The 17367-nt window shown below is 35.7% G+C and carries 14 protein-coding genes, 2 tRNA genes and 1 rRNA gene; 13 read left to right on the forward strand and 4 right to left on the reverse strand.

Annotation, left to right across the window (positions count from 1 at the left end):
- Positions 1-90 (forward strand): 5S ribosomal RNA (rrf, locus tag ACU8DI_RS09095); the annotation flags it as partial.
- Positions 91-339: 249 nt separating this feature from the next.
- Here rrf and ACU8DI_RS09100 read toward each other — a convergent pair.
- On the reverse strand, positions 340-1482 hold the full coding sequence (locus tag ACU8DI_RS09100; protein WP_447112464.1) for an acyl-CoA dehydrogenase: 1143 nt from the start codon (positions 1480-1482) through the stop codon (positions 340-342).
- A 92-nt stretch (positions 1483-1574) separates the two neighbouring features.
- On the opposite strand from ACU8DI_RS09100, the gene ACU8DI_RS09105 reads away from it, so the two are divergent.
- The 9 genes from ACU8DI_RS09105 to ACU8DI_RS09145 all read left to right on the forward strand — a co-directional run bounded on the left by ACU8DI_RS09105 (position 1575) and on the right by ACU8DI_RS09145 (position 11479).
- Positions 1575-2633: an anhydro-N-acetylmuramic acid kinase gene (locus ACU8DI_RS09105; RefSeq protein WP_447112465.1), complete on the forward strand. Its 1059-nt coding sequence runs from the start codon at positions 1575-1577 to the stop codon at positions 2631-2633.
- Positions 2634-2699: 66 nt separating this feature from the next.
- Positions 2700-3926 carry a Glu/Leu/Phe/Val dehydrogenase dimerization domain-containing protein gene (locus ACU8DI_RS09110; protein WP_447112466.1) on the forward strand — a complete coding sequence of 409 codons (1227 nt, stop codon included), beginning with the start codon at positions 2700-2702 and terminating at the stop codon, positions 3924-3926.
- Between the two features lie 10 nt (positions 3927-3936).
- Complete coding sequence (gene nhaD, locus ACU8DI_RS09115; protein ID WP_447112467.1) at positions 3937-5334, forward strand: sodium:proton antiporter NhaD; 1398 nt, start codon at positions 3937-3939, stop codon at positions 5332-5334.
- A 70-nt stretch (positions 5335-5404) separates the two neighbouring features.
- A complete protein-coding gene (locus tag ACU8DI_RS09120; protein ID WP_447112468.1) occupies positions 5405-6100 on the forward strand; it encodes a MotA/TolQ/ExbB proton channel family protein in 696 nt (231 codons plus the stop codon).
- Positions 6100-6495, forward strand: coding sequence for an ExbD/TolR family protein (locus tag ACU8DI_RS09125; protein WP_447112469.1), 396 nt, complete (start codon positions 6100-6102; stop codon positions 6493-6495). The genes ACU8DI_RS09120 and ACU8DI_RS09125 overlap by 1 nt, the downstream gene beginning before the upstream one ends.
- 69 nt (positions 6496-6564) lie before the next feature.
- The gene (locus ACU8DI_RS09130) at positions 6565-7422 is read left to right on the forward strand and encodes an energy transducer TonB (protein ID WP_447112470.1); all 858 of its coding nucleotides are present in this window, start codon (positions 6565-6567) and stop codon (positions 7420-7422) included.
- Positions 7423-7424: 2 nt separating this feature from the next.
- Positions 7425-8642 (forward strand): bifunctional folylpolyglutamate synthase/dihydrofolate synthase, encoded by a 1218-nt coding sequence (locus ACU8DI_RS09135; RefSeq protein ID WP_447112471.1) that lies wholly within the window; start codon positions 7425-7427, stop codon positions 8640-8642.
- Positions 8643-8686: 44 nt separating this feature from the next.
- Positions 8687-8980 carry a hypothetical protein gene (locus ACU8DI_RS09140; RefSeq protein ID WP_447112472.1) on the forward strand — a complete coding sequence of 98 codons (294 nt, stop codon included), beginning with the start codon at positions 8687-8689 and terminating at the stop codon, positions 8978-8980.
- Between the two features lie 6 nt (positions 8981-8986).
- Positions 8987-11479 (forward strand): Hsp70 family protein, encoded by a 2493-nt coding sequence (locus ACU8DI_RS09145; protein ID WP_447112473.1) that lies wholly within the window; start codon positions 8987-8989, stop codon positions 11477-11479.
- On the opposite strand, the gene ACU8DI_RS09150 is transcribed toward ACU8DI_RS09145, so the two are convergent.
- Entirely contained in the window at positions 11476-13095 is a 1620-nt protein-coding gene (locus tag ACU8DI_RS09150; protein WP_447112474.1) for a hypothetical protein, read from the reverse strand. The genes ACU8DI_RS09145 and ACU8DI_RS09150 overlap by 4 nt on opposite strands.
- Before the next feature lie 159 nt (positions 13096-13254).
- Between ACU8DI_RS09150 and ACU8DI_RS09155 the strand changes: the two genes are divergently transcribed.
- The 3 genes from ACU8DI_RS09155 (at position 13255) to ACU8DI_RS09165 (ending at position 14132) form a co-directional block, all read left to right on the forward strand.
- Positions 13255-13329: transfer RNA gene (locus tag ACU8DI_RS09155), tRNA-Val, on the forward strand.
- A 46-nt stretch (positions 13330-13375) separates the two neighbouring features.
- Positions 13376-13450 (forward strand) — tRNA-Val (locus tag ACU8DI_RS09160).
- A gap of 283 nt (positions 13451-13733) precedes the next feature.
- Positions 13734-14132, forward strand: coding sequence for a VOC family protein (locus tag ACU8DI_RS09165; RefSeq protein WP_447112475.1), 399 nt, complete (start codon positions 13734-13736; stop codon positions 14130-14132).
- Positions 14133-14229: 97 nt separating this feature from the next.
- Here the strand turns inward: ACU8DI_RS09165 and ACU8DI_RS09170 are convergent, their stop codons facing one another.
- Both ACU8DI_RS09170 and gldJ read right to left on the reverse strand, forming a co-directional pair.
- Entirely contained in the window at positions 14230-15510 is a 1281-nt protein-coding gene (locus ACU8DI_RS09170) for a UDP-N-acetylmuramoyl-tripeptide--D-alanyl-D-alanine ligase (RefSeq protein WP_447112476.1), read from the reverse strand.
- Positions 15511-15579: 69 nt separating this feature from the next.
- Positions 15580-17265, reverse strand: coding sequence for a gliding motility lipoprotein GldJ (gene gldJ / locus ACU8DI_RS09175; protein ID WP_447112477.1), 1686 nt, complete (start codon positions 17263-17265; stop codon positions 15580-15582).
- Positions 17266-17367: the final 102 nt, after the last annotated feature.

Raw genomic sequence — 17367 nt, forward strand, 5'->3', positions numbered from 1 at the left:
GGGGCTCACCTCTTACCATTCCGAACAGAGAAGTTAAGCCCATTTGCGCCGATGGTACTGCATCCGTGGGAGAGTAGGTCGCCGCCTTTTTTGAAAGCCCTTCATTTTATTATGAAGGGCTTTTTTGTTTTTATATTCAATTTGAACGTATTGTTAGTGTAAAATAGTGGGTTTTAAACTGAACAGAATTGACATTCGGTTGAACATAATGGTCAAGTATCATTTTTTATTGAGGGTTAATCTTTTATGATTAACTTGATTTCACAAAAAACCTTAATATCAACAAAAAAAGCCCTTTGTTTTCACAAAGAGCTTGATATAAAGATTATTAAATAAAACTTATCCCTTGATTACGCCTCTCGAAATTACAATTTTCTGAATTTCAGAAGTCCCTTCATAAATTTGAGTAATCTTTGCGTCGCGCATTAACCGCTCTACATGGTATTCTTTTACAAAACCATTACCACCATGTATTTGAACAGCTTCTACCGTTTGTTCCATCGCTACTTTTGAGGCAAAAAGCTTTGCCATTGCACTCGACATATCGTAGTTGTTCCCTTGATCTTTGTCCCAAGCGGCTTTCATGACTAACATTCGAGCTGCTTCAATTTCAGTGTACATATCAGCTAGCTTAAATGCAATGGCTTGATGATTGCAGATCTCAGTGCCGAAAGCCTTTCGTTCTTTAGAATATTTTAAAGCTAATTCATAGGCACCTGAAGCGATACCTAAAGCTTGAGCTGCGATGCCAATTCGGCCACCAGATAGTGTTTTCATAGCAAATTTAAAACCAAACCCGTCTTCACCTATCCTATTTTCCTTTGGTACTTTAACATCATTAAATTGTAAGGTATGCGTGTCACTACCACGAATTCCTAATTTATCTTCTTTTGGACCAATGTCAAAACCTTCCATGCCTTTTTCAACGATGAAAGCGTTGATGCCTCTATGACCTTTATCTCTATCTGTTTGAGCAATAACTAAGTAAACATCACTTCGTCCACCGTTTGTAATCCAGTTTTTGGTCCCGTTAATCACATAATGATCACCTTTATCGACAGCAGTGGTCGCTTGAGAAGTGGCATCACTACCCGCTTCTGGTTCACTTAAACAAAAGGCACCAATAAATTCACCTGTTGCCAATTTTGTCAAATATTTTTCCTTTTGAGCTTCCGTTCCATAAGCTTCTAATCCATAACAAACCAAAGAATTGTTAACAGAGACCATTACTGAAGCCGATGCATCAACTTTGGATAATTCTTCCATAATCAGGACATATGAAATAGCATCCATACCACTTCCTCCGTATTTCGGATCTACCATGATTCCCATAAAACCAAGTTCAGCCATTTTTTTGACTAATTCTTTAGGGAATTGTTGTTTTTCATCACGTTCTATGACGCCTGGAAGTAATTCGGTTTGTGCAAAATCTCGAGCAGCATCACGAATCATAATATGCTCTTCGGTTAAACTAAAATCCATTATAAGTGTAAATTATTGATTTGATAAAAATAGAGACCAAAGATAACTCTTTATAAGTATATTTTCAATAAGGATTGTTATTTTTACTGAATATGACAAAAACAAATTACAACGTTATTGGTGTCATGTCTGGTACCTCTTTAGACGGTATTGATTTAGCACATATAAGTTTTAAATATGATCAAATATGGTCGTTTAATTTGCTTGCCGTTGAAACTGTTTCATATTCAGTAAAATGGGCTGAAATATTGTCTCATTTGGTAGGCTTAGATGCCGAGGAATTAAAAATTATAGATAAGGATTATACCACCTATTTAGCATCTATCATTAATAGTTTTATAGGCAAAAATAAGATTGAGCAATTGGATGCTATCTGTTCGCATGGACATACGGCATTACATCAGCCTGATAAAGGCATCACTCATCAGATTGGTAATTTACCTTTGCTAACGAAATTGACGAATCATGTAGTGGTATGTGATTTTAGGATTCAGGATGTAGAGCTTGGAGGACAAGGAGCACCATTAGTTCCTATAGGTGATAAGTTATTGTTCTCAGAATATGATGCTTGTATAAATTTGGGAGGGTTTGCTAATATTTCTTTTGATCAAAACACAACTAGAATAGCCTTTGACATCTGTCCAGTTAATGTTGTATTGAATAAGTATGCGAAGAAGAAGGGACTGGAATTTGATGCGAGCGGTGCAATGGCTAAAGTTGGGAATGTGCATGTTACATTATTGGATGCATTAAATGCCCTCGAATATTATAAGGCATCTCCACCTAAGTCTCTCGGTATTGAGTGGGTGGAACAAAAGATATATCCTATTTTAGATGCTTATGAATGTTCTGTAGAGGATATGCTTCGAACATTCACTGAGCACATTGCGATACAAATTACAAATAACTTAAACATAAATGCCAATGTCTTATTCACAGGAGGAGGAACTTATAATGACTTCTTAATTGATAGAATCAAAAAATTAAAAAATATCACCTTGAATAGACCAGATAATGTCTTAATCGACTATAAAGAAGCTCTAATTTTTGGGCTTTTAGGAGTATTGAAATTAACAGATGAAATCAATTGTTTATCTAGTGTTACTGGAGCAAGTCAAGACCATTGTTCTGGTTCTATTTTTAATCCCTAAAATTATTGTAAAATTAATATAAAGCGATTTTTTGTTTTTTATATTTGTTAAAGAATAACTAACTAAATGAAAGAATTACTTCAAAAGTACGAGGATAAAGACCCTGAAATTATATTTAATTGGAAAGACCCTGAAACTGAAGCTGAAGGCTGGACAGTCATAAACTCTTTAAGAGGTGGAGCTGCAGGTGGTGGTACGCGTATGCGGAAAGGTTTGGATATGAATGAAGTCTTGTCACTCGCCAAAACCATGGAAGTCAAGTTTACAGTTTCTGGTCCAGCGATCGGAGGAGCGAAATCAGGCATCAACTTCGATCCTAAAGACCCAAGAAAAAAAGGTGTTTTAGAACGCTGGTATAAAGCCGTATCACCATTACTCAAAAGTTATTATGGAACAGGTGGTGATTTAAATGTAGACGAGATTCACGAAGTTATCCCTATCACAGAAGAAAGCGGTGTTTGGCATCCCCAAGAAGGTGTTTTTGAGGGGCATTTTAAACCCACTCAAGCCGATAAAATTAATCGAATCGGGCAATTACGTCATGGCGTCATCAAGGTGATCGAAAACCCAAAATACTCACCAAGTGTGGCTAAAAAATATACCGTTGCTGACATGATAACAGGCTTTGGTGTGGCAGAGGCAGCAAAGCATTTTTATGATGTTCACGGTGATTCGATTATCGGGAAGCGAGCTATTGTTCAAGGTTTTGGTAATGTAGGTGCCGCAGCAGCTTTTTATTTAGCACAGATGGGAGCAAAGGTCGTTGGTATCATTGATATTGTCGGTGGATTAATCAACGAGGAAGGTTTTACGTTTGAAGAAATTACAGAGCTTTATTTAAATAAGACAGGGAACTCATTAGTGAGTGAGCATTTGATTCCGTTTTCAGAAATGAATGACAGAATTTGGTCGCTTGAAACTGAAATATTTGCGCCTTGTGCGGCCTCTAGGTTGATCACACAGGATCAAATTGATCAAATGATCCATACGGGATTGGAGGTTATTTCATGTGGTGCCAATGTGCCATTTGCAGATAAGGAAATCTTCTTCGGAAGTATTATGGAACATACCGATAATCGTGTGAGTTTAATTCCTGATTTTATCTCTAATTGCGGAATGGCGCGCGTCTTTGCCTATTTTATGGAGCGTAAAGTGCAAATGACCGATGAGGCTATTTTTAATGACACTTCAGAAATTATAAAAAAAGCAATCCAAAAGGTTTACGAAAAAAACCAGTCGAAAACTGGTGTTAGTGCGACAGCCTTCGAAATTGCCTTAACACAACTAATATAATAAACCAACTATGGAAACAATAATAGTCTTAGTATTTGCCTTAGGATATTTAGCAATCACTGTTGAACACAGTATCAAAATTGATAAGCTTATTCCAGCTTTGGTCATGATGGCCATAAGTTGGGCATTAATTTCTTTGGGGATTGACTCTTTCCCGCAATGGTTTGATTCTGCTAATCATGGACTCGTTGACGGGTTTTCTGGAATGGAACATGATAGTAAAATGCACATCATGGAAGAAACGCTTTTACATCATCTAGGCAAAACTGCAGAAATATTAGTGTTTTTATTAGGCGCAATGACTATTGTAGAAATTATAGATTATTTTGATGGTTTCTCAACAATCAAGAGTTTTATAAAAACCAAAAGTAAAAAGAGAATTCTTTGGATTTTTGGATTTTTAGCATTCATTCTCTCAGCGATTATTGATAACCTAACGGCTACAATTGTATTGATTTCAATTTTACAAAAATTAGTCTATGATCGCGATGTTCGTATTTGGTACGCTGGTTTGATTATTATTGCAGCAAATGCTGGTGGTGCTTGGTCACCAATTGGAGATGTAACGACTACGATGCTATGGATTGGCAACAAGGTGACTACCGGACACTTATTTGTGTATCTTTTTATACCATCACTTTTATGTATGCTGGTTCCGTTTTTTGTGGCATCATTCTTAAAACCATTTAAAGGCAAGTTGGATCAAAGTACTGATGAAAGAAGTGAACAACCTAAAAGTAAGTTCAGTTCAACCATGCTTTACTTAGGTTTGGGAGGTATTGTATCAGTGCCTATTTTTAAAACAGTGACCCATCTTCCACCTTATGTTGGAATGATGTTGGCTTTAGGCGTCGTCGCTATTTTTGCTGAAATTTATAGTAATTCAAAATTTAGTATTTCTAGTCACGATTCTGACGAAAGCGATGCACACGCACACCACAGTCCAGTTCATCATTCGTTATCTAAAATAGAACTGCCAAGTATCTTATTTTTCCTCGGAATTTTAATGGCTGTTGCAGCCTTGGAGTCCTTGGGTATTTTGTTCGGATTTGCAACAACACTGCAAGATAACATGCCAATGTTAGGAACAGAATTACATCATGAAGGCGTTTCCGATTTGGTGGTACTTCTCTTAGGTGTTGGTTCGGCTGTTATCGATAATGTACCATTAGTAGCAGCAAGTTTAGGGATGTTCTCTGAACCAATTGATAACGAACTTTGGCATTTCATTGCCTACTCTGCTGGAACTGGAGGTAGCATGCTTATTATAGGTTCTGCGGCTGGAGTTGTAGCTATGGGAATGGAGAAAATTGACTTTTTCTGGTATTTAAAGAAAATCTCTTGGTTAGCTCTCATTGGATTTTTGGCGGGCGCTGTTGCTTTTATGTTTACCAGAACAATATTTTAACAGACATACTTAATACAGAAAAGCGTCGTTATTACAATAGTTAAAAACGTAATTTTTAATTTTAAACACTATGATATTACAAGGTAATATTCAAGAAGGAGCAGAGGTCATTACTGATCCTGAGTCCACTGAAAAGACTTTATCCATTATAGAACTCATTAGTAGCGGAGGAGCAGCTGGTCAAGTCATTATTGCTGTTTTATTTATTCTACTCATTGTGGCTATTTATATTTATTTCGAACGTCTATTCGCGATTAAGGCAGCTTCCAAGATAGATGCGAATTTTATGAATCAAATTAAAGACCATGTGAGTAATGGGAAAATTGACTCGGCACAAGTGCTTTGTGCTCAAGTCAATTCACCAGTGTCACGACTCATTAATAAAGGCATTACGAGAATAGGAAAACCTTTAGATGACATTAATACCGCCATTGAAAATGCAGGCCGACTAGAAATATATGGGTTAGAAAAAAATGTTAGTGTCTTAGCGACCATTTCCGGTGCAGCTCCAATGATTGGGTTTTTAGGAACTGTGATTGGAATGATCCTATCTATTTTTGAGATCGCCAATTCTGGAGGTCAAATTGATATCAAATTATTAGCAGATGGTTTATACACAGCAATGACTACAACTGTGGCAGGACTTATTGTTGGTATTGTGGGATACATAGCGTACAATCATTTGGTAGTGAAAACAGATAAGGTTGTTTATCAAATGGAAGCCAACTCCTTGGAGTTTTTAGATCACTTAAACGAACCTATTTAATGAATTTAAGAGGAAGAAATAAAGTCACGCCAGAATTCAATATGTCTTCAATGACTGATATTGTATTCTTGCTATTGATCTTTTTCATGTTGGCCTCAACGTTGGTTACCACCAATGCTATTGATATTTTATTGCCCAAGGCGAGTGGTAAAACAGAAAACAAGCGTTCCGTTGCCGTCAGTATCAAAAAAGATTTGACCTATTATATCGATCAAAAGCGGGTTGGTGAAAGTGTCTTGGAGAATGAATTAATTTCTGCATTGGCTAATCAAGACCAACCTACTGTAGTTCTTAGAGCTGAAAAATCGGTGCCAGTTGAGAACGTGGTCAAAGTCATGGACATTGCTAATAGGAATAAATTTAAAGTCATTTTAGCGGTTAAACCCAATAATTAAGACCTTGATTTAATCTTCGGAACAACTATTGCTATAAATCTAAAAGGGATTAGTCAACTCAGTTAATTAATGAAATACTTTCAAACAAAACACGAGCAAAATTCAGCAAAAATTACAACTTTGATTGTGACGATTCTGCTATTGCTTTTATTTGTAGTACGAGGGTGTGCATATATGGATCCACCTTTGGAATATGGTGTGGCTGTTAACTTTGGTAATTCACCAGTTGGTTCAGGTAAAATTCAACCAACGGAACCCATTAAATCAAGAGTTAAAGAACAAGTAACTAAGAAAGAATCGCAACCTGAGGAGACCCAAGTTGAAGAAACGTCGAAACCAAATAGTCAGGCAGAGGATGTCTTGACTAATGAATCTGCAGAGGCGATTGCCATAAAAAAAGCCAAAGAAGCTGAAGCCAAAGCTCAAGCAGAAGCAAAACGTCAAGAGGATCTTAGAAAAGCCGAAGAGGAACGAAAACGAAAAGAAGAGCAAGCTAAGAAGGATAAATTGGATGCGCTTATTGGTGGTGTAAAAAATTCGGAAGGACCAACTTCTGATGGTGAAGGACCAGGTGATGGTCCAGGAGATAAAGGAGATTTGGATGGTAGTCCTTATGCTCCTTATACTGGAAGACCGGGTGTTGGTAATGGTGGTATGGGTTACGGATTGAATGGACGAGGTAAACCGAGTTATAAAGTCTTTGAGGGCTGTGAGAATGAATATGGGCTCATAGTGGTAGATATTGTGGTTAATCAAAACGGAAATGTGATTGATGCTACTCCTGGTGTTAAGGGTAGTAGTAATGCCACAGCTTGTTTAAAAGAACAAGCTAGAAAAATTGCCATGTCTTATAAATGGCCAGCAGATTCAAAAGCACCTGCTAGACAATATGGTAAAGTAAGTGTCAACTTCACACCGTCGAATTAGCAATGAATTATCAAGATACTGTCAACTGGATGTTTCAACAGTTACCGATGTATCAGAAACAAGGAAGGTCTGCTTTTAAAAAAGACCTATCCAATACAAGGCTATTAGCAAAACATCTTAATCATCCAGAATTAAAATTTAGAAGCATTCATGTGGCAGGAACGAACGGGAAAGGTTCTACAAGTCATATGTTGGCCTCTATTTTACAAGAATCTGGATTAAAAGTAGGCTTGTATACATCACCACATTTAAAAGATTTTAGAGAGCGTATTAAAATTAATGGTAAAGACATAAATAAGCAATACGTCATCGGATTTATAAAGCGTCATCAGTCTTTTTTTGAGTCGCACTATCTGTCATTTTTTGAAATGACCGTCGGATTAGCGTTTGATTATTTCGCTCGAAAAAAAGTAGATATTGCTATTATTGAAGTGGGACTTGGTGGTCGTTTGGATTCGACAAACATTATTGTTCCCGAATTAGCCATCATTACAAATATTGGCTTGGACCACACGCAATTTTTAGGAGATACGTACGAAGAAATCGCCAATGAGAAAGCAGGCATTATTAAACCTAATGTTCCTGTAGTTATTGGAGAATCACAAGATGAGACAAAACCTGTATTTTTGAAAATAGCCAAAGAACGACAATCTGATATCTTTTTTGCGGACGAGTCACAGGATAACGAATATTCCAGTGATTTAAAAGGACTCTATCAAAAACACAATAAAAAAACGGTAGTTCAGTCTGTTAAAGTACTCAATCAACAGGGATATCAAATTTCTGAAACCAGTCTCATGAGAGGTTTGGCAAATGTTGTTGCAAATACAGGACTTAAAGGTCGCTGGCAGGTGTTGCAAGAATCGCCCAAAATAATTTGTGATACAGCTCACAATAAAGAGGGTTTAAGATACATCGTAAAACAATTACGCATGGAAACCTATAAACAACTGCATATTGTTTTTGGAGTCGTTAACGACAAAGATGTGGATGCCATTTTACCCATATTACCAAAACAGGCCCAATATTATTTTTGTAGACCAGATGTTCCACGCGGACTTGATGAAAAATCTCTTAAATCTATTTTTAGTGCCAAGGGTTTTCAAGGAAGTACATATGATAGTGTAAAAACGGCTCTTGAGGCGGCAAAAGAAAAGGCTACTCAAGAAGATCTTATATTTATTGGAGGAAGCACATTTGTTGTCGCTGAAATCGTCTAAACTCGATTTATTTGTATATTTAAAATTCAATTCAATTTTTTAAAATGACTGAAATAATCAACCAAATATTTGCATTGGATTCAAGGTTAAAAAAAGAAAACAACGAGAGTGGTCATCGGTATTTTGAACGAATTTACCATGAATTTGAATCTTTAGGGTTTCAAATTGTGAACCCTTTGGGTCAAACTTATCGAAACGAAATGACCGATGTAGAAGCAAATATTTTAGGTGATTTAAGTCGTAAATCTACCATCACCAAAGTTTTAAAACCAGTTATTTATCAAATTGAAAATAATGAAACCAAACTCCTACAAAAAGGAATTGTAATTGTAGAATAGTCTCAAATGAAAACCATAAACTTTGCCATAGATTTAGGAACGACCAACAGTCTTATTGCTAAATACGATGATGGAAATATCAAAATATATAACAATCCGTTAGGATTAAAGCAAACATTACCGTCATGTGTTGCTTTTCGTGGAAATAGAACGGTCATAGGCGATAAAGCTCTAGATTATTTAGAGAAGGATGCCGAAAACATTTGCATGCTTTTTAAGCGTAAAATGGGGACACAAGACACGTATGAAGTCCCTGCAATTGATAAAGAGTTAACACCCATTGAATTGTCATCACTCATTTTAAAGGAGCTTAAGAACTTTGTCAATGATGAAGAAAATTTAAATTCAGTAGTAATCACCGTTCCAGCTTCTTTTGATACGATTCAGTCTAATGCCACTAAAAAGGCAGGTTACATGGCCGGTTTTCAAGAAGTTGTCTTGTTACAAGAGCCAATTGCCGCTTGTTTGGCATTTGCTAACACTTCTAATCTAGATATCACTCATAAGGAACATTGGATTGTATATGATTTTGGTGGTGGTACTTTTGATGTGGCCTTGGTTGAAGTGAATGATCGCGAGCTGAATGTTAGGGATAACCTAGGTGATAATTATTTAGGAGGTGCTGATTTTGACAATCTCATTGTTGAGCATATTATTGTGCCTTTTATTGAGGAAAAACTTGGTATTGAAAATCTCTGGAAATCCCTCAAATCTAAAACCACACAATACAAAGGTCTTTATTTCGAATTATTGAAATTAGCTGAAGAAGCAAAAAAGGAATTGTCACACTATGACGAGACCGAAATTGAATTAGATATTGATATTCATGACACCAATGTCTTTGAGCAATTATTGATTAAACGTGAACAATTTGAGCATTTAATTTCACCAAAAGTGGAACAAACGGTCACATTTATTCAAGATGTGATCTCCAATAACCAATTACTGAACTCACAGATAGCTCGTGTGATATTGATAGGAGGAAGTACTTACGTGCCTCTAATTAAGAAGCGTATTTCGGAAGTTATTGGTGTGGAAGTTAATAATGCCATTGATCCTACGTCTGCTGTGGTGCTAGGTGCTGCGTATTATGCAGGCTCTAAACCGTCTACGGCCGCAGAATCGCCTTTAGAACAAGATAAGTCACAGGTAGAAACTGTAGACGTAAAATTATTCTATGAACAAAACACAAGAGACACTGAAGAGCTAATTTCAGGTAAAGTATCCTCAGATAAGGTGAGTAGCTTTAGACTCATGCGAAAAGATGGTGGTTATGATTCTGGCGTCAAGACATTGGAAGATGGTTCCTTTTCTGAGTTTGTACCATTACTAGAAGGTCGGTTGAACCAATTTAAAATTCAATTTTTGAGTTCGGAATTGGACGTATTGAAAGTTATGCATGCTGTGGCTATCAATCAAGGTAGTTATAATGTTCAAGGACAGCCCTTACCAAATGATATTTGTATGGAAGTGGACGATTTGGATGCCTCCACGACACGACTTGAAAGAATCTTTGCAAAAGGCAGTATTTTACCATTAAGAAAGAAGATTTACAAAACAGCTTCTAAAACGATTCTACAAAAATCAAAGTCGAATCTCATTATTAATATTATTGAAGGACAGGCCAAAGGTTTGCCGAGTTCAGGTTTGAGCATTGGATATATTGAGATATCTGGTATGGACCTAGAAGAAGATTTAATAAAAGGGACAGATATTGAAATAGAAATTGAAGTTACAGAATCTCGTGATCTTAAAATCAACGTCTTTTTACAGTCGTGTGATCAAGAATTCAATAATGTGTTTAGCGAATCGGAGAGAGCCATTAGTATTGCTAAAATAAACCTAGAAATTAATACGGTTTTAGGAGATGTTGAAGCCTTGATAAAAACACATAATTCTGAAGAGAATTTTGAATATTCACAAAAGTTGGAAACCATACGTGTTGGATTGATAGAAACTCAAATTGCTGCCTCACTCATTGATGATGATGATGTATCCGACAGTAAATTTCAGTTGGACGATAAAAAACGTAAGTTCATACAGGAGTTTGATGATTTAACACGCAATAAACTTATAGCTAAGGAAATTGAGGAGTACAACGATGCGAAAGCCACATTGGAGCGTCATTTAAATGATGATAGCAATGAACGCTTTAGGGATAAGTATGCACGAATGATCAAAAACGAAAAAGAGGTCATTAATTCCGGCAACAAATATTTAATTCGTTCCAAAATAAAGGAAATGGACGAGTTATATGACGCTATTATCCAATCAAGTGATGAAAACTTTATTTCTTATTTTTTGAATTTGAAGTTTTGTACTGAATTTTCGAATCAACGCAGAGCTGATAAACTCTTTAAACAAGGTGATCAGGCCTTAGAAAAGCAGGATTATAAGTCCTTGAGACATATCGTTTATGGTTTGTCTGCCCTTTTACCTGATTACGAAAAAGAGAAGCAGAAAAACTTTAAGGATGATAGTCGAACTGGTTTAGGCTAATTCCTATATTTTTTATTGTAGTAATTCGTATAAAGGCGATCGATATTTAATTCGATGAGCTCTACATTTTTAGTGTCTAATTGTTCTTCTCGTGTTCTTGAGGTTAGTATTTTATCTGAAGAACTACTTTCTACTTTACGTATCGTTTCTTTAAATGGATAAATAGTTATTTCTTTCTCTACAGAAGTGTCTACATTGGTAATTTGGTACATCTCTGAGAGATCATCATCTGTTTTGAAATGCGAAAATTTAGAGCTTAGAAAGGTTAAGCCTGTGTAGAAAACTAAGGAATCATTATTGGTAATATCTAAAGAAAGAATTTCATTTTTTGGAATGTAAATGGATTCGTCAACGCCATTAGTAAGTCTAAAAACAATAAGGTCTTTGCTGCTTTTATTGTTTATTTTCACTAAGGTATTGTCTTGGCTATCTACTTCATTATAAATTTCATTAAAAGTCATTGGATATGGGTTTGAAAAAGGATATAAGGTCAAATCACCGTTGTCATCGATTTTGTTTCTATTCACTTTGAGTTTTAGGGTGTAAATAAATTTGAGATGATTTTCTAATTTATAGCGATCATCATAAGTCCTTTCAGTAGACTCGATAACGGTTTCTTCGATATCAACACCATTTTCAATATTGTACACGCGCTCAATACTATCTATTTGTCGTTGAAAGCGATCATTTGTGCCAATATTGAAATCGCCCGTGTTGATATAATCATAGTTAGAACTCGAAGAGCTTTGACTCGCCCAAAAAATGATGCGTAAGACAATCATAATAATTACAAAAATACTCCAACCGCCAAAGCCAGATCCTGTACGCTGACTTCTTCGCGAAGGATATGTGTACTCCCTTGCGATATCTGCATTAGATTTTAAGGTTTGTTCCAAGAAGACACTCGAGGTATCCAAAATGGCAAAGGCCACCATCGCTTTGGCCGCAAAAACAAATTCTGGATTGCTTACATTTCGGCGTTTAGAATTATAAACTTCAATGACTTCGGAATTGAGTTCTTGCATTTCTAGGTTAAAGCAATCAGGATATTCGTTTAAGCAATTGATAAAAACCTTATTTTTTATATAGGCTATTGGATATTCCTTGTCCTTTAAACGCTTTTCCCGCAAGTATACAGCCGCATAGTTTAAACGCGCTTTAAAAAAATTGATGACCAATTGATTGATTTCTTCCGAAAATAATTGATGGTGATGAGTGAGCACTTTTAATATCAGAACATACTTGCCTTTATTTAATGTTTCCGATAAAAATAGTTTGATGTGTTCTCTGAGAAAAGGCGCCAAAAAATACTTGAGATTTTCCTCGTCTGAAATCAATGCATCATTGACTGAAATTTCATTTTGCTGGATGTCATTAAAATTTCCAGACAATAACTGTTTTAGCCAAACGTGATTTTCAACAAATACATGACAATCCCTTGTGGATGCATCTTTCAGCTTTTCGATTAAACTGGCAAGATCTCCAAGATTGTTCGCATCCCCTAGCATAGCTTTCGCTTTAAGCTGCTTTTGCAATTTAATAATGCCTTGGGCATCAATGTGCTTTAATTGATGGATGTCAATGCCAAGTTGGTCTATAAAAGAGATATATTTCAAGCTGCGATTTTATAAAGTTTAAAAATATCAAAATAAATTAGAAAGGGATATAGAACCTTAGTTTTTTGACTAGTAATTATTTGCAAAAATTATTGAATTTTTTTTTAAAAAAGCTTTTGGTAATTAAAAAACTAGACTATATTTGCAGTCCAATAATTAGGGCGCGTAGCTCAGTTGGTTCAGAGCACTTGGTTTACACCCAAGGGGTCAGGGGTTCGAATCCCTTCGCGCCCACAGAAGTCTACAGAGATGTAGACTTTTTTGGTTTTTTGAGTGTTTTGGGTCATTAACTCAGTTGGTTTAGAGTGTTACCTTGACAGGGTAGAAGTCACTGGTTCGAATCCAGTATGACCCACAAAAAAATCTACACGGAAGTGTAGATTTTTTTTTGTCCAAAAAACAAGCGGTATAAATTTTAACTGCCCATAAATTTTAATTAGCGATACGTGTTTGATCTGAGTGTCGTTTTTCTAACTTACGGAGACCAAGGCATAAGCTTTACTTACCAATTTCTTCATGTGAGTTTGCAGATTAGCAGAATGGAAACGAGCAATAAATTGTTTTAAAACAGCTAAGGATTAACCCTTGATTGTTTTAAATTCAAATTTGAACTTAATTAGAATTAAAAATTTAAAATCATGAAAATTCAAGCTTATTTATCGTTTAATGGCAATTGTCGAGAAGCATTAACTTATTATGGTGAATTGTTTGATGCTGAAATCATCAATCATCAAACTTATGAAGATAAAAAAATAGATGTGCCTTCTTCATATAGAAATAAACTACAACATGCCGAATTGAAAGGAAAGAATATTCATTTTATGGCCTATGATGTATCACCAGACACACCTCTTAATAATGGAAATCAAATTAATATGAGTATTGACGTTACTGATAAAACAAAAGGTGAAAATTTATTCGAATCCTTATCTAAAGGAGGGCAAGTACACCATAATTATAAAGAAAGAGAATGGGGTTATTTTGGGCGGTGCACTGATAAATACGGCATTGGATGGATGGTTAATTGTAATCAATAAAAACCTAAACCAAAATTTGGATAATTATTAATCCGTCCATGTTATTATGGATGGATTTTTTATGCTTGATCAAATAATTCAAACCATAAACACAATTTTAAATAAAATTTAAAATCCGTTCTAGAGCCATACCTCGAGAGCCTTTAATTAAAACCGTGGCATTATGAAGATCAAGAGTTTTAAGAATAGGTTGTAAATCCTCAAAACTGGAAAATGCATGAGTGGATTCTTTGCTGATGGTTTTCTTAAAATTCTGTCCAATGATAAAAATTTGAGCTTCAAAATGACGTTCTAAAAAGTCAACGATCCTTTGATGTTCTATTTCAGCATGGGCACCTAATTCAAACATGTCTCCTAGAAACAAATATTTTTTCTCAGCTCGTAATTGTTTAAAATTTTGGAGTGCAGCTAACATACTTGTAGGGTTGGCGTTGTAAGCATCGAGAACAATCTTGTTATCACCTTTTTCTATAATTTCAGATCGATTATTTTTTGGTTGGTAATTTTCGATGGCTTGCTTGATGCTTTCAGAAGGAACATCAAAATACTTTCCAATAGCCACTGCCACAGCGATATTCCCAAAATTATAATCACCAATAAGCTGACTATCAATTTTAATATCATCATAAATTAAGGATACATTCGGATTAGCACTATCAAAAGTAATTACACAATCATTATCTAAACGCATTCCATACGTGCTAACATTAGTGTAATTTCCAATTTGGATCATTTGTTTTTTATCGTCCGTATTAATAAAAACTGTTTTTTGATTGGCTTTTAAATAGTCATATAATTCTGATTTTCCTTTAATCACACCATCAATACCGCCAAATCCTTCTAAATGTGCTTTACCAAAATTAGTGATGAGTCCGTAATCTGGCTGTGCGATGCCACATAAAAATTCAATTTCCTTCTGGTGATTGGCACCCATTTCTACAATGGCAATTTCTGTAGTACTCGTCAGTCGTAATAATGTAAGAGGTACACCAATATGATTGTTGAGATTACCTTGAGTAGCGAGCGTATTATAAGTTGTAGACAGAACACTATTAATGAGTTCTTTGGTGGTTGTTTTTCCGTTGCTTCCAGTTAAAGAGATTATTGGAACATTGAGCCGTTTACGATGGTAGTTGGCTAAGCGCTGTAAGGTGATTAATACATTGTCAACAACGATGCATTGCTCATTGTTGTTCTCTATATTTTCATCTATGATCGCATAGGATGCGCCTTTTTGAATGGCTTCTTCAGCAAATTCATTACCGTTAAAGTGATCACCTTTCAAAGCAAAAAACATACAGTTTTTCGTGATTTTCCGTGTATCTGTGCAAACTGAGTCACAGGTGAGAAAGTAGTCGTAAATCGTCTCCAAATTCATAAATTAAATGTCATAAAAAAAAAGTCCTAATCAAAATGACTAGGACTTTTTTTTATCTATTAAAAAAGATTAATTTCTTTTCTTTCCGCCTCCTTGTGATTTGGAACCAACTCTAGACATTGCACATCTAAAACCGATGTAATCTGTTGCCATGTCTTGTGGGAAATATCTTCGTTGCGCTGGATCAATCCAGTAAGCTCTATCTCTCCATGAACCACCTTTATAAACTCTAACTTCGTCATTTATCAAGGATGTTCTCTGGTTAGAGGTGTCATACTCTTTAATTAAAGCACCTGTAGAGTCTCTTTCAACATTGTGTTGTGGCGAATTGTACATTTTACGTGTAGATGTTTCACCATCGTCAACATCTTCATCTCCAAAGCTATCCGCATATTGACGAGACGATCTTACATCACCATCTCTAAAGTTTCTGTTGTCGCTCTTATCAAAATTAGTTCTTAGGTAAGTGTCATCTTCGTCAACACCCACTTGAAGAATCTCTCCAGGTAAGTTTCTTGCGACAATTTGTCCGTTACTTAAAGTATCATAAACAATTTCTTCAGGTGTTACAATTTTTACAGTTCCATCTTCATTAATGGCATTCTTCGTATAAACGTTACCTCTATAATAATTGAAATCATTAAACTCATCATCAACGATAGGTCTGTAAACATCCGCCACCCATTCGGCAACGTTACCAGCCATATCATATAAACCGTAATCGTTTGGTTCGTATGACATTACTTGCGCAGTAATATCAGCGCCATCATCAGACCAACCTGCAATACCACCATAATCACCTTTACCTTGTTTAAAGTTTGCTAATTGATCTCCTTTAGTTTTACGCTTTCCTGAACGGGTATATTGACCGTCCCAAGGATATTTTTTTCGTCCTCTGTAAACATTAAAACTTCTCAATTCACTCATTCCAAGTGCTGCATATTCCCATTCTGCTTCTGTCGGTAATCTGTAATCTGGTGATATGAGACCAGATTCTCTTCTAGCATATTGATTAATAGTATCACCCGCAGCCGTAACTTGTGCACGACGTCTCGTCTTTTCTGGATTGATAATTGAATCATTGCCACCATAGGTTTGTGTAGGAGCATTGATATACGTGTCTACATTGAAATTACTTTCCGCTGAAGAAGTTAAATGAGAATCTCTCTCTAAATAACCTGCCTCTTGTAAATCCATTTCAGCGACACGATCTGTTCTCCAGTTTGCAAATTCAACCGCTTGAATCCAGCTTACTCCAACAACAGGGTATTCACCGTATCCAGGATGACGTAAATAGTTTTCAGTCATCATTTCAGCATAACCTAAACGATTTCTCCAAACCAAGGTATCTGGAAGAGCACCTTCATAAATTAATCGGTAATTCTCTTCTTCTGGTGGATAGGTTCTTTTAATCCAATCCAAGTATTCGGTGTACATTTTATTGGTCACCTCACTTTCATCCATGTAAAAAGACTGAACATGCTGTTGTGTTGGTGTATTGTTCCAATCATGCATCACATCATCTTGAACTTTTCCCATGGTAAATGTACCACCTTCAATAAAAACCAGACCTGGTCCAGTTTCTTGTTCTTGGAATTTGTCATTATATTGAAAACCACCGTTTTTGTCATTGATTTTCCATCCTGTTGCTCTAGAGACGTTACTTGAGGAAGAATTCCTACTACAGCTAACAATTGTAAAAGATAGTACTAGGGCTAATAGTATCTTTAGATTTAAGACGTTTTTCATATCCATACTTTTTAAGTAAGCTAATTTAATTTTAGAGACGCAATATAGTAATTAAAGGTAAACTAACAACATTTTTTGGCAAATTCATGCAAAAAAAAATGCATTTCA

It is taken from the genome of Psychroserpens sp. BH13MA-6 (assembly GCF_052983595.1).